The organism is Streptomyces sp. NPDC033229 (genome assembly GCF_055576875.1).
The window spans coordinates 30,972-43,624 of sequence record NZ_JBVIQR010000046.1; the positions used below are offsets into that span (position 1 = coordinate 30,972).

The following is a 12,653-nucleotide window of genomic DNA, read 5'->3' on the forward strand; positions in this document are numbered from 1 at the left end:
TTTGTCGAAGCGGGGGGGGGAGTGGGGCACCGAGGGAGAGCGGACGGGGGGCACACGTTCCCCCCCCCCCCCCCCCCCCCCCCCCCCCCCCGCCTGGCCACGGCCACCACCCTGATGAAGCCTGCATCTTGGTTTCTTCGGTGCAGGCTCTGCGGGGCACACGTTGTCAGATGCGGGTGTCCTCGACGGCGGCCACGAAGTGGCTGCTGCCCTTCTTCCCGGTGAGTGAGCGCCGCGGCGCGGGGGACGCGGCGGTCGTGCCACAGAACGCGGGCTCGAGCGTGTCCGTCAGGCTCTGGGTGACGGCACCGTTGTTGGACGCGTTGGCGAAGAGCACGACTGTGCGCTTGCCGTCTGGTGTGGCGAAGGTCTGTGTCTGGTAGCCCTGGACGATTCCGCCGTGCCCGAGGACCTTGCCGCAGGAGAGGGTGATCTCCCGCAGCCCCAGCCCGTAGCTGACATTTGCCGTGTTGGTGGGGACCACGTTCGCCATCTGCCGCAGTGAGTCGTCGGAGACCAGCCCACCGGAGCTGCCGGCGAGCAGAGCGGTCAGAAAGCGGTCGAGGTCCGAGGCGGAGGAGACGACGCCTCCCGCGCTCCAGATCCAGGACGCGGTCTGCTCGGTCGAGTCGAGCAGCGGTTTGCTGCGGTCGTCATTGGTCAGGTAGCCGGTGATGCGCGGGCCAGCGATGGCTTTCTCCGGCACGGTGAAAGAAGTCTGACGCAGATTCAGCGGCTCGAAGATCTGTTCGCGCAGCAACTGCGCGTAAGGACGCCCGGTGAGGTGCTCTGCGGCCATGCCCATCAGCACAAAACCCGTGTTCGAGTACGCATACGCGCCTCCCGGGGTGTACTGCAGGCCGTGTTTGACCGACATGGCCACGAGATCCTTGGGTTCGTAGACGTTGTTGCGGATGCGCTTTTCGAAGGCGTCGGTGGTGTCTTCACCACTCTGCTCAAGGAGGTCGTTGGTGTGGTCGTACACACCGGCGCGGTGTTCCATCACCTGGCGCGCGGTGACGGACCAGCTCTGCGGAAGAGTTCCCTCCGGCAGGTAGTCACGCAGCGGCTTGTCCAAGTCGATGCGGCCTTGTTCGGCGAGGCGCATCACGAGGACGGAGGTGAGCATCTTGGTGTTGCTGCCGACTCTGAACCGCCAGTCGGTGTTCATGGGCGTGCCGTCGAGGTCGGCCTTGCCGATGGCCGACGACCGGTCGAGTTCGGGGTTGCCGTGGTCGCGGATCACCGCGAACGCGCCCGGTGCGCCCGAGTCCACGACGCGTTGCAGCGCGGCCCGCACCGCGGAGGTGTCCGGCGTGACAGGGGCCTGCTCGGCGGACGCGCTCAGCGCGCCGCCGGCCACCAGCACCACAGTGGCCGCGAGAGTGGCCACCGAACGCGTGAGCCTGGTTGTCATCATAAATACCTCTGTCCCCCGGTGGCTTGTCGATAGTCCACCCTTGTGAGGGAACCCGCGCAAGGGGTTCTCCCACACCTGGGACGACGTGCGGGCCGAAGTGTGCGATGTGATCACCACCGGCATGGTCGCCCTCAACCGGCTCGCCCCCGATGCCGCCGAGGTGTTCGCACGGCATCTGGCTCGAATCGCCGAACGTGATCTCGGAAAGAGGCCCCAACCGGTCCAGGTGCCTGCGCCGTCGCCCTTCGCAGGGACCGCTCCCTTCGACCGCCGCTACCGCTCCGGACCGCCGGCTCCGTTGCCGCTCTGCCGCTCTGCCGCTCTGCCGCTCTGCCGCTCTGCCGGTCCGCGCGGTCGCCGGCGTGGACGAGCCGACACTGCTGGACCTCGGTTCCGGTACCGGTCAGGTGCCGCTGGCGCTGCACACGGTGTTCGCGCAGGTCGACATGGTCGAGCCCGACGCCGGCATGGTCGCCGAGGCCAAGCGCCTCGTCCCGTATCCGCAAGGGCCAGGGCAGACCGTGCGCCTGCACCAGATGAAGGCGGAGGCTTCCTCCCGCCGTCCGAGACCTGGCGCGCGGACCTGGTGACGATCTGCAGGGCGTTCCACTGGGTCGCCCAGGACACCGTCCTGCGGCAACTGGACGCTTGGACCACTCCGCAGGCCACGGTCGCGGTCAGGGGCGACAGAAGCCTGTGGACCCTCGACAACGGGTGGGCCAAGGCCCTGCGGCTGCTGATCCAGTCGTTTCTCGGGGACGACCGGCGCGCCGGCCCCAGCGGCATCGTCAACCCGCAGGGCCGTCCCTACGCCGATGTCCTTGCCGAATCGGCCTTCAGCGACGTGCGGGAGCACCGGTTCGAGGACCATCGGGAGTGTACGCCTCACCAGGTCATCGGCTGCCTCTCCTCGACATCGTTCGCCTCCCGTGCCGCCTTCGGGGACAAGTGGCAGGCGTTCGAACGGAAGGCGCTGCGGCTGCTGACCGAGCACTCCGACGAAGTGACCGGGCTGCTGACGGAGGACAACACCTTCACCGTCCTTCTCGCCAACCGCCCATGACCGTGTCCCGCGCAGGGAGGAAGAGGAGCCGCGCCGGAAACGAAAGGAACCGGCGGCTGATCATCAACACGGCCGACGGGTACCCGTTTCACTTTCGGGAGGACGTCCCGGAATCGTTCCACGGCCTCGCTCGACCGGGGTGCCGGCGGCGGCCTGTCACCTTTCCAGCAGCGGACGCAGTTGGGCATGAGCCCAACCGCTGAGCGGGGTGGGCGTGGTGGTGAGCAGGTCACGGGGCTGCTCGGGCACCAGGTCACGCGATCCGGTGGTCATCCCGACGATGCCCTCCACTGCCGACGAAGGCAGCCCGGCCGCGCGCAGCGCGTCCCTCGCCGCGTCGTCGCTGACGGGATTCAGCCGGACCGGGCGCCCGAGCGCGTCGGTGAGGATCTGCGCGACCCGGTGGAAGGTGAGGTCTTCCGGCCCGTGGACGGCCTGCACGACCCGGCCCTGCCACGCTTCGTTCAGCAGCCGGGCCGCGACGACGTCTCCGATGTCACGCGGATCGACCCAGGGCATCGCGTGGTCGGGATCGAACGCCGTGGTCAGGACGCCTTGGGAGAGCCCTTCGAGGTCGAGCAAAAGGTTGGTGAAGAAGTACGCGCACCGCAGATGCAGCACATCCACTCCGGTGGCATCGAGTTGTTCCTCGATCCCGGCCAGGGCGTCGATGTGTCCGACCCCGTGCCGCTTCTCCGCCCCGATACTGCTCAACAGGACCACCCGCCCCACTTCTCCTACCCGGGCGGCCTCCACCAACGGCGCCGCTGTCCGCAGCGAGGCTTCGATCGGGTCCGCCGTCGCGTGGGGAGTGGGATCGACCCATAACACCGTCCGTACCCCCGCCACCGCCTCGCGGACGAAGGCTGCGTCCGTCAGATCGCCTCGGCGCACATCGACCCGCGCGCGGGTCGCCTCGTCCAGGCGGGCCTGGTCACGGACCAGAACGCGGGGACGGACGCCGGCTTGCAGCAGTAGCCGCACCACGCGCGAACCCACGTGTCCGGTCGGTGTGGTGACCACGATGGTCATCGGGACATCCCTTTCGTGTACTTCACTGGCGTTCCATGCACTCTAGGGCTCCACGTGGCCGCAGTCGCCTCGCGAGACAAGCCCACACCCGTGAACCAGCCATTTCCCACGCGGCCTATGTCCTGTGCCGGAAGCGGATCCTCAGGTGGTGGCACCAGCCGCCGGGGGCGTGGTGAACCCCGCGGAAGTCCAGGGCCCGTTCAGCCGGCAGACCGCCTCCTCACGCCGGACTGCGCGAGGAGCACGCGACCGACGGTCCACGGACGTCCCCGCGCTGCCACGACGCAGCTCCGGCAGCTCCATGGCCCCGCGTCGTCCCGACGGGACAACACGGGGCCATGGCCGCCTGGTACGCGCGGACGCCGCGGTTGGCTGCGACGGGGGGATCAGTGCTTGTCGAAGGCCCGGGCGTACACGCTGTGCTTCGGGCCCTTGGTGAAGTGCAGGCGGAGATAGTAGGACGTGCCCGGCGTGACCGAGGTGTTCAGGTAGCGCGTCGCCCCGTCCTGGCAGAACTCCGCTCCGCTCCTCTTCACGACCTTCTTGTCCCGGGTACGGACGAGTTCTGCCTGGACCTTGGCGCCGTCGTGGCCGTAGCAGCCGAAGTGGGCGCTGAATCCGGAGCGGTCCGGTACGAAGTCACCGGTCGACCACTTGTTCGCCGGGCCGTGAGTGCCGGAGAAGATCTGGTGCCAGCCGGCGGCCTGTGTGCTCGGCGCAGGGGACGCCTCGGCGGGCGCCAGGCCCGCGAGTGCCACCCCCAGGACGGCCGTGCCTCCGGCGAGTGCGAGCTTCTTGCGCATGGTCATGTGGTCCCTCCCCGTTGGGATTCCGTACGTGCTGTGTGCAGGACAGGAATCTACGAGCGGGGGTCGGGGCAGGTCGTCCGGTGCTGGGTTGAACTCGCGCGTCAACCTGTGCGGTAGAGCGGAAACGGCGTCAAACCGACGCGGTATCCGGATGCCTGCAAGGCGGGCGGTCGGCATGATGACGGCGTGATGCGCATGCCCGAAGCGAAGATCGTCGCCGGTCTGGCTGCTGCCGGTCCGCTGTTCCGTGAAGCGTCTCGCGCTTGAGCACGGGCTCTTCTCGGACAGGACGGACAGGGCGGACGGGACGGACGGCGGCGGGCGTTTCTGGTCGGGCTGTACATCACGGGGTCGGATCCGAACGAGGCGGAGCCGGAGCGGGTCTTGTGGCCGGCAGCCCTTGCCGGAGACTCGGCGGGATCCGACGTGTTGGGCCCTCACGGGCGGGCTTTCCCGGTCCGCGACGCTCGCCACACCCTTGGCCAGTACCTGGAACACCGCATGGATTCGTCGGACAATCCCGGCCGACTGCTTGATCTCTATGCTGAAGACATGATCAATACACCTCTTTCAGCCTTGGAAGTCGCGATGGTCCAAACAGGCTCCCGAGCCGTGGACACCCTGCGCGACACCGCGGCCTTCGCGCAGGGAATGGAGTGCTTGGGCTATCACCGGGTCTGGTACGCCGAGCATCACCACTCGCCCGCGATCGGTGCGTTCCCCCCAGTCGTGCTGACCGCGCACTCCGCCGCCTCGACCTCATCCATCCGTCTCGGCCCGGGTGGAGTGCTGGCTCCCAACCACGCACCCATCACGGTGGCGGAGCAGTTCGGAACACTGGCCGCTTTGCATCAGGACCGCATAGACCTGGGGATCGGCCGGGGCCCCGGGACCTTCGACGAGGTCACCGCACGGGCGCTGCGTCGCGGAGCGGGACCGGCGACGGACGAGGAGTACCAAGGCGACGTAGCCGCGATCCTGTCCCTTCTGGTCGGCGAGGTGGCACTCGACCCGCTGCCGGAGCCGTGGCTGCTGGCATCCAGCACCGCAGGTGCCGCTCTGGCCGCGGAACTCGGCCTGCCGATCGCCGTCGCACACCACATCCGGCCGCACAACACCCTGGCGGTCCTGGAGCGTTACCGAGCTGAGTTCACCCCGTCCCGTTGGTGCGAGCGACCTCGGGTGCTGGTGTGCGTGGAGGCCGTGTGCGCCGAGACGGAAGAAGAGGCCGCCTGGCGAATCGGACCGATGGAAGTCGTCAAAGCCGGGCTCCTCAAAGGCCGCAGTGAGACCCCCTTCCCCACACCGGCGGCCGCGGCCGCCCACCCCTTCACCGCGGAGGAACGACAGGCGCTGGACGGTTTCCGCGCACAGCAAGCCGTCGGGACACCCGAGACCGTTGTACCCCGGCTCGCGCAACTGGCTCGTGAGACGGAAGCAGACGAACTCATGCTGACCACCCCCGTCTACGACCTCCGTGACCGCATCCGCTCGTACGAACTCATCAAGCAGTACAGCGAGGCCACGACAACACCGTAGTCGACCAGCCCCGACCCCAGGCCGAATCCTGCCACCGGGGGCGCGGTGGCCCAGCACGCGGTCGTACCACTGCCGGGACAGCGGGGTGCCAGCGGCACCGGGCGGAACACCGACGAAGTACCCGTACCTGCGGGTCGCCTGTCACGGTCCCGGGCAATCCGGGGCCGCAGTGGCAGCCGGGCACCGCGGGGGTGATGGCCTTTTATCCAGTTCGATTTTCTTCTCGGACAATTCCGCGGATCGGTGCGGCGAGGCGTGCATGTTCTTGCGCAGCAATGAAAAAACATGCCACGCTGCGGTTCTCGGAGTGCTACCGAGTCGCTCGTACGTGACGAATCAAGGGGCCCCGCGTCCTGCGGGTCTAAGGTGCAAGCATGTCGAAGGTCTTGAGCAAGCTGCCGGTCGGCGAACGGATCGGTATCGCGTTCTCCGGAGGGTTGGACACCTCGGTCGCGGTGGCATGGATGCGTGAGCGCGGCGCCTTCCCGTACGCGTACACCGCCGACATCGGCCAGTACGACGAGCCGGATCTCGCGGAGGTGCCGGCGCGCGGTCTCGCCTACGGAGCCGAGCGGGCGCGGCTCATCGACTGCCGTGCCGCGCTGGTCGAGGAGGGCCTGGCCGCGCTGGTGTGCGGTGCCTTCCATATCCGGTCGGGCGCGCAGGCCTACTTCAACACCACTCCGCTCGGCCGTGCCGTGGTGGGCACCCTTCTGGTGCGGGCGATGCACGAGGACGACACCTCCATCTGGGGCGACGGGTCCACCTACAAGGGCAATGACATCGAGCGGTTCTACCGCTACGGTCTGCTCGCCAACCCCAATCTGCGCATCTACAAGCCCTGGCTCGACCGGGGGTTCGTGGCGGAGCTGGGTGGTCGGCACGAGATGTCCGCCTGGCTCGCGGAGCGCGATCTGCCCTACCGCGACTCCGCCGAGAAGGCGTACTCCACCGACGCGAACATCTGGGGTGCCACGCACGAGGCCAAGCTCCTGGAGTACCTCGACACCTCCCTCGAGACCGTGAAGCCGATCATGGGCGTGGCCTTCTGGGACCCCGAGGTCGACATCGAGACCGAGGACGTCACCGTGGAGTTCGAACACGGACGACCTGTGCGGATCAACGGGCGCGAGTTCGCCGATGCGGTGGAGCTGGTTCGGGAGGCCAATCGTGTCGGCGGCCGGCACGGGCTCGGAATGTCGGACCAGATCGAGAACCGCATCATCGAGGCCAAGAGCCGCGGTGTCTACGAGGCTCCCGGCATGGCGCTGCTGCATGTGTGCTACGAGCGGCTGCTCAACGCCATCCACAACGAGGACACCATCGCCATGTACCACAACGAGGGGCGCCGGCTCGGGCGGCTGCTGTACGAAGGGCGCTGGTTCGACCCGCAGGCCCTCATGCTGCGCGACAGCCTGCAGCGCTGGGTCGGTTACCCGATCACTGGCAGTGTCACGGTGCGGCTCCGCCGCGGTCAGGACTACTCCGTGATCGACACGCAGGGTCCGAACCTCAGCTACCACCCCGAGAAGCTGTCCATGGAACGCAGCCATGACCCGGCGTTCGTCCCCGATGACCGCATCGGTCAGCTGACCATGCGGAACCTGGACATCGCCGACACGCGGAAGATGCTGGAGGAATACGCCAAGCACGGTCAGCTCCGGCCCTGGAGCGGTCTCATCGGCGAGCTGGCCCCGGGCGGTGCGGTGGCTATCGCCGCGGGCAGCGACGAAGCAGAAGCCGCCGCAGCGGCTTCCGACACGCTCGACCATGCGGCTATCGAGTCGGGGACGGACTGAGAGGCCTGCGCACGGACGCGCCTTCGTCGGCGGGGGCAGCGGGGACAGTCGGCTCGGCAGCCACGTCCTTGGTCCGGCGGTAGTAGTCGAATTGGGTCACTCCGTCGTATCCGTAGCTCTCGGGGTGCAGTTCGTGCAGCGCGACCCCGGAGCGGGGAAGCGGTCCGAGCAGGTCCGACAGCAGATCACCGGCCCTGGCGATGAAGGCAGCCTTTTCCTCGGCGCTGTTCGTGCCCAGGGTGATGCTGGTCTCCACGTGTGCGTCACGGCCGCCGGTCAGGGGTCGGCCGTCAACGAAGTAGCTGTCGGCGGGGACCAGGTTGATGTGCACGATGGTCCTCGCGCTGGACTTGCGCAGGACCGAGACCGCCAGCCCGGTCAGACCCTCGGCAAGGGCACGCTGGACGTCACTCGGGAGGTCGGGGTCGGTCACGGTGACCCGGAAGTACGGCATGGCTCTCCTCAGTAGGTGTGGGGCCGGACATCCGCCGGAGGCGGCGGCACGGAGCAAGCGTCGCCAACCTGGCACCATAGATCCAACGCATATGTGTCATACGTATATGAGGCCTTCGCATGACCGTGAACATTCCCCAGCTGAGGGCTTTCCTCGCCGTCGTCGACGCGGGGGGCTTCAGCGCGGCAGCAGCCGAGTTGGGCATGAGTCAATCAGCGGTGTCGCACGCTGTCGCCTCCCTCGAACGCGAGCTGGCCGCCCCGCTGTTGGTCCGTGCCACCCCGGTGCGGACCACGGCGCTCGGCGGGCGGATCCTGCCGCACGCCCGCATCGCGCTGTCGGCGACCCAGTCCGTGGAGCAGATCGCGGCCGAAGCCACCGAGACCATGGCCGGCACCGTGAGGGTGGCCGTCACACCGACGGTCGGCCAGGGGATGATCCCGGACCTGCTTCGGCACTGGGGCGAGGACCAGCCGCGGATCACGGTGCGGATATTCGAGGGCGACAGCGCTGAAGTCGCGACGTGGCTGGAGGACGGGACGGCCGATGCCGCCGTCCTGATCGACCCGCCGCCCGGCCTCGGCGTCCAGCTCGCCGTGGACTGCTACCGGGCCTTGTTGCCCCGAGACCACCCCCTGGCGGACGAGCCAGTCGTGGATGTCCGCGACCTGGAGGACGATCAGTTCCTGATCTCACCCAACGGCTGCGAAGCCCGCATCCGTACGATCCACAGCCTGGCCGGGCTGCGCTTCACCCCCACCCACCGAGTACGGGATCTGGCGACCCTGATCAGCATGGTGCAGGCCGGTCTCGGCGTGACCATCCTGTCCGAGGTCTCCCGCCCTCTGATCCCTCCGGACCTGGTCCTGCTACCGCTGACACCCCGAACCTCACGCCGCCTCGTATTGACCGGACCGCACGCCCGGCCCTGGCACCCGGCAGTCCGCACACTGGCAGAGTCAGCCGTCGGCCACCTGGCCCGAAGCAGCTCCTCACGCCCGCCCGAGGCCGTCCGGGAGGGTGTCGTGCCGAAGTCGGACTGCCGGCCGCTCCGGACCACTCGGGTGGTCACGTAACTTGCTGGAAGGCGGGGGCTCAGGCGGACCGACCTGCTACTCGGCAGGCTCGGCGATCAGCGCGGTGGCGACCCGCCGGAAACCCAGTCGGGCATACATCCGGGCGACGTCGTCGTCGCCTGCCGACAAGAAGACGATCTCGACGCCTCGCGATCGGGCGTCGGCCACCAGCGCCGCGGTGACAAGGCCACGGCGGCGCGCGGTGGGCAGCGTCCCGACACCGACGATCTCGCTGACCGCCCCGACCGGCTGGTGCTGGCCCGCGCACAGCGCCGTCCCGCCTTCCACGGCTGCGGCAACCGAAGTCAGGCCCGCCTCGATCCGAGCCGTCACGCGTTCCACCGATCCGTCGCCGGTTTGGGCACGCACGGTTTCCGCCAGTGCGTCGACTCCCGCCAAGCCGACGCCCGTTCCCGGTTCCGCGAAGGCAAGATGAGGTACGGCCAGCGCGCTCGCCAGCGCCGGATCGTCCGGGCCCAAGGTCCGCACCGACAATCCGGCGGGCAGCTCGTCCGCAGCAGGCACCGGGGCACACGGGTCGAGCACCATCAAGGGGTGCTCGTGAACCACCAGCCCCGACTCCTCGACCGCGGCACGCAGCGCAGGCGTGGTCTCGGCGACCCACTCGAAACTCTCCGGGACCCCGAGTTCACGCTGACGAGCGCGGACGCGGGTCACCGTCGCGGCGCTCACCGCACCGGGCCATCCCGGGGCCGGACGCCCGTAGAACGGCTGGCCCTGGCCGTCCCGCACGAACAGGGTGAGCGACCCGAAGTCCTCGACCCGGGCACCCTGACGCGGCACAGCGTCGTAGTACCACTCGATTCGGTCCAGTAGGTCGCGCTCAGGATGATCGTCAAAGCCCACGGAAGTCACGCGGGGCATCCAACACCAGGACACCGACCACCGCCACCGCACCCGCGTGACGGCTCGACCGCAGCCAGCCCTCCGCGCAGCTCGGCCGACTGCGGACGGGCCTTGTCGCGTACCGCTCCGAGTGGCCCGCGCCGGGCCGGGCGGCGGCTTCCAGGACAGCGACCCCAACAGGGTGGGTGTCAGCCGACACGAATTCGTCACGGTGCGGCGACCTGGATCCGCCAGGCGAAAGTGGCGCAGGTTCTCTGGCCCGGCGGTGATGACGGTGGGATCATCCCGTCATGGATCTGCGCGACGCAAAGGTGTTGGTGACGGGCGCCACCGGCGGGATCGGGCAAGCGCTGGCGGTGGCCCTGGCCGCCCGCGGTGGTGAAGTGGTGCTCACCGGGCGTCGTAAGGACCTGCTTGAGCCGTTGGCCGAGAGGCTCGGTGGTCGGGCCGTCCCCGCCGACCTGGCCGACCGGGACGCGATCGAGGAACTGCTGGAGGCGGCGGGCGAGATCGACGTGCTCGTGGCCAACGCCGCGTTGCCGGCGACAGGTCTGCTGGCAGACTTCTCCATCGGCGAGATCGACCGCGCGCTCGACGTCAACCTCCGCGCGCCCGTCGTGATGGCGAAGCTGGCCGGGGAGCGCATGGCCGCCCGTCGCCGCGGTCACCTGGTCTTTGTCTCCTCGCTCTCCGGAAAGGCCGCGTCAGGGCAAGCCTCCCTCTACAACGCCACCAAGTTCGGGATACGCGGCTTCGCCCTCGCGCTCCGCGAGGACATGCGGCCCCACAACGTCGGCGTCTCGACCGTCTTCCCCGGCTTCATCAGGGACGCGGGCATGTTCGCCGACTCCGGCGCGACGCTGCCCCGTGGAGTCGGCACCCGTTCGCCACAGGACGTGGCGCGCGCGACCGTGCGAGCCATCGAGAAGGATCTCGCCGAGGTGGACGTGGCCCCGATGAGCCTGCGCCTGGCTGCCCTGTTCGGCAGCGCCGCCCCCAGTGTGTCCGCCGCCGTCCAACGCCGCGTCGGCGGCGACAGGACCACCGAACAGCTCGCCAAGGGCCAGCGCCACAAGCGCTGACACCCTCGCCCGGAGTTCACGGAGGGACAGCTCTGCAGAGGACGCCGTCCTGCCCGGGAAGCCGTACACCGCGTGCCGACCAAGGCCGGTGCGGAGGCACTGGAACGAAGCGTGGCCCGAAGTCATGTCGGCTGCCGCTGACCGATCAGCTGATCGCCGAGAGAGCTGCGGCGGTACAGGACCTGCCGTCCGTCGCGCGCCCGGGTGACGAGGCCCGTGGCGTACAGCACGCGCAGATGCTGGGACACGGCACTCGAGGTGACCCTGAGGCGGCGGGCGATCTCGACGGTGGGCAGCGGCTCGTCGAGAAGGCCGAGCAGTCTCGCTTTGGGCGCCTCCAGCAGTGACACGAGAGCAGGCGTGCCAACGATGGGCGCCCGGAACCAGAGCGTCGCTACCCCGCGGCTGGGGTACGCCCATCGCCCCGCTGGCGGCTGGGCTGGTGCCCGCCGACCGGCGCGGACCGGGGTCCTCGTATCAGCCGCAGTCCTCGCGGCGGGCGCCAGTGGCGGCGTACTGGGGATGGCCTGTGCTTACCTGGGCGGCAGCGGAGGCTCCTGGGTCGGAGTACGCGTCTACGGCCGGGCCGGTTGGCGGGGCGCGTGCGCGCTCGTGGCGCTTCTCGCCGCCCTCGCCCTGGCCCGTCACCTCGTGGCGCTGTACGGCCGAAGCCCTCGGGGTAGTGAGACCTCAGCAGCAAGCAGGCGTTGACCTCGTTGTTGGTCAAGCTCGGCGCCGGGTGCCCGCCGAGAGGGGACGCCTACGGAGCGCGTGAGCCCGGACTCGGCGCGCAACGTGCCGGGGCCGGCCGCCGACTCTCCTTCATCCGCCCATCGGCCAGCAATCAGAGTCTGCGGGGTGAACACTGCCGAGATATGCATCTGCCGGTGACGCGGGGTCCCACCGGACTTCGATGCTGACGCCGTGGTGGTCGCGTGTGAGTTTCGTCAGCATTGTGACGGCAGCGGCCTGTGCTGCTTGCGGAGTGGCGCCCACCGGAACCTGGGGCAGGCGCCCGCAGAATGTTCCGCTTGTTTCGGTGCGGATGCTGTGGCGCCAGCCGTCCGGGGTTCTGAACAGATGGATTGCCTTTGGCATAGCGAAGGGAGGCCGCGCGGCACGGGACTTCTGCCGACGTCCAGCCGTCATCGCGTACGCCGCTTGATGGCAAACAGGAGGGGCGCCAAGGTGATCCAGAAGGTGATTCTGGCGAGCGTCGGGGTGACCACGATCAGGAACCCGAGTCCGACAAGAGGCCTGCCGGCCGTCTCGAGGCCGATCACTGGCAGAGTGCCTCCGGTGAAGCCGATGACGCTGCACCACAGCCCCAGCAGGGCAACGACACCGGCAGCGGTGTACGCCACGACGAATGGCCACGTAGTTGCTTCCTTGCCCGACACCCAGCCCCCCAAGCTTGTAACGAGCTGGTGCGTGATAGCGGATGAGGCGTGTTTGACCTGCTCATTGCCTGTCCTCAGGCGGTGGTGTAGCGGTCAGATACGAGGTTGGCGA

13 protein-coding genes are annotated in these 12,653 nt (G+C 68.9%); 6 read left to right on the forward strand and 7 right to left on the reverse strand.

What is annotated here, in order from left to right:
• Nucleotides 1-166: 166 nt before the first annotated feature.
• Complete coding sequence (locus ACZ53N_RS30290) at nucleotides 167-1,417, reverse strand: serine hydrolase domain-containing protein (RefSeq protein WP_469143996.1); 1,251 nt, start codon at nucleotides 1,415-1,417, stop codon at nucleotides 167-169.
• A gap of 365 nt (nucleotides 1,418-1,782) precedes the next feature.
• Between ACZ53N_RS30290 and ACZ53N_RS30295 the strand changes: the two genes are divergently transcribed.
• Nucleotides 1,783-2,010: a class I SAM-dependent methyltransferase gene (locus tag ACZ53N_RS30295; protein ID WP_469143997.1), complete on the forward strand. Its 228-nt coding sequence runs from the start codon at nucleotides 1,783-1,785 to the stop codon at nucleotides 2,008-2,010.
• Complete coding sequence (locus tag ACZ53N_RS30300; RefSeq protein ID WP_469143998.1) at nucleotides 2,007-2,483, forward strand: hypothetical protein; 477 nt, start codon at nucleotides 2,007-2,009, stop codon at nucleotides 2,481-2,483. The genes ACZ53N_RS30295 and ACZ53N_RS30300 overlap by 4 nt, the downstream gene beginning before the upstream one ends.
• A 156-nt stretch (nucleotides 2,484-2,639) precedes the next feature.
• Here the strand turns inward: ACZ53N_RS30300 and ACZ53N_RS30305 are convergent, their stop codons facing one another.
• The gene (locus ACZ53N_RS30305) at nucleotides 2,640-3,515 is read right to left on the reverse strand and encodes an NmrA family NAD(P)-binding protein (RefSeq protein ID WP_469143999.1); all 876 of its coding nucleotides are present in this window, start codon (nucleotides 3,513-3,515) and stop codon (nucleotides 2,640-2,642) included.
• A gap of 386 nt (nucleotides 3,516-3,901) precedes the next feature.
• Entirely contained in the window at nucleotides 3,902-4,324 is a 423-nt protein-coding gene (locus ACZ53N_RS30310; protein ID WP_469144000.1) for a hypothetical protein, read from the reverse strand.
• 552 nt (nucleotides 4,325-4,876) lie between these two features.
• Here ACZ53N_RS30310 and ACZ53N_RS30315 point away from each other — a divergent pair.
• Together ACZ53N_RS30315 and argG are read left to right on the forward strand one after the other, a co-directional pair.
• Nucleotides 4,877-5,863, forward strand: a complete 987-nt coding sequence (locus ACZ53N_RS30315; RefSeq protein ID WP_469144001.1) for an MsnO8 family LLM class oxidoreductase — start codon at nucleotides 4,877-4,879, stop codon at nucleotides 5,861-5,863.
• Between the two features lie 374 nt (nucleotides 5,864-6,237).
• The gene (gene argG, locus ACZ53N_RS30320) at nucleotides 6,238-7,662 is read left to right on the forward strand and encodes an argininosuccinate synthase (protein ID WP_469144002.1); all 1,425 of its coding nucleotides are present in this window, start codon (nucleotides 6,238-6,240) and stop codon (nucleotides 7,660-7,662) included.
• On the opposite strand, the gene ACZ53N_RS30325 is transcribed toward argG, so the two are convergent.
• Nucleotides 7,640-8,116 (reverse strand): tautomerase family protein, encoded by a 477-nt coding sequence (locus ACZ53N_RS30325; protein WP_469144003.1) that lies wholly within the window; start codon nucleotides 8,114-8,116, stop codon nucleotides 7,640-7,642. The genes argG and ACZ53N_RS30325 overlap by 23 nt on opposite strands.
• A gap of 119 nt (nucleotides 8,117-8,235) precedes the next feature.
• On the opposite strand from ACZ53N_RS30325, the gene ACZ53N_RS30330 reads away from it, so the two are divergent.
• Nucleotides 8,236-9,192 carry a LysR family transcriptional regulator gene (locus tag ACZ53N_RS30330; protein ID WP_469144004.1) on the forward strand — a complete coding sequence of 319 codons (957 nt, stop codon included), beginning with the start codon at nucleotides 8,236-8,238 and terminating at the stop codon, nucleotides 9,190-9,192.
• A gap of 36 nt (nucleotides 9,193-9,228) precedes the next feature.
• Here the strand turns inward: ACZ53N_RS30330 and ACZ53N_RS30335 are convergent, their stop codons facing one another.
• Complete coding sequence (locus ACZ53N_RS30335) at nucleotides 9,229-10,068, reverse strand: GNAT family N-acetyltransferase (RefSeq protein WP_469144005.1); 840 nt, start codon at nucleotides 10,066-10,068, stop codon at nucleotides 9,229-9,231.
• A gap of 281 nt (nucleotides 10,069-10,349) precedes the next feature.
• Between ACZ53N_RS30335 and ACZ53N_RS30340 the strand changes: the two genes are divergently transcribed.
• A complete protein-coding gene (locus ACZ53N_RS30340) occupies nucleotides 10,350-11,141 on the forward strand; it encodes an SDR family NAD(P)-dependent oxidoreductase (protein WP_469144006.1) in 792 nt (263 codons plus the stop codon).
• 122 nt (nucleotides 11,142-11,263) lie between these two features.
• Here ACZ53N_RS30340 and ACZ53N_RS30345 read toward each other — a convergent pair whose 3' ends face one another.
• On the reverse strand, nucleotides 11,264-11,491 hold the full coding sequence (locus ACZ53N_RS30345) for an ArsR/SmtB family transcription factor (RefSeq protein WP_469144007.1): 228 nt from the start codon (nucleotides 11,489-11,491) through the stop codon (nucleotides 11,264-11,266).
• A gap of 795 nt (nucleotides 11,492-12,286) precedes the next feature.
• Nucleotides 12,287-12,541, reverse strand: a complete 255-nt coding sequence (locus tag ACZ53N_RS30350; protein WP_469144008.1) for a hypothetical protein — start codon at nucleotides 12,539-12,541, stop codon at nucleotides 12,287-12,289.
• Nucleotides 12,542-12,653 lie beyond the last annotated feature (112 nt).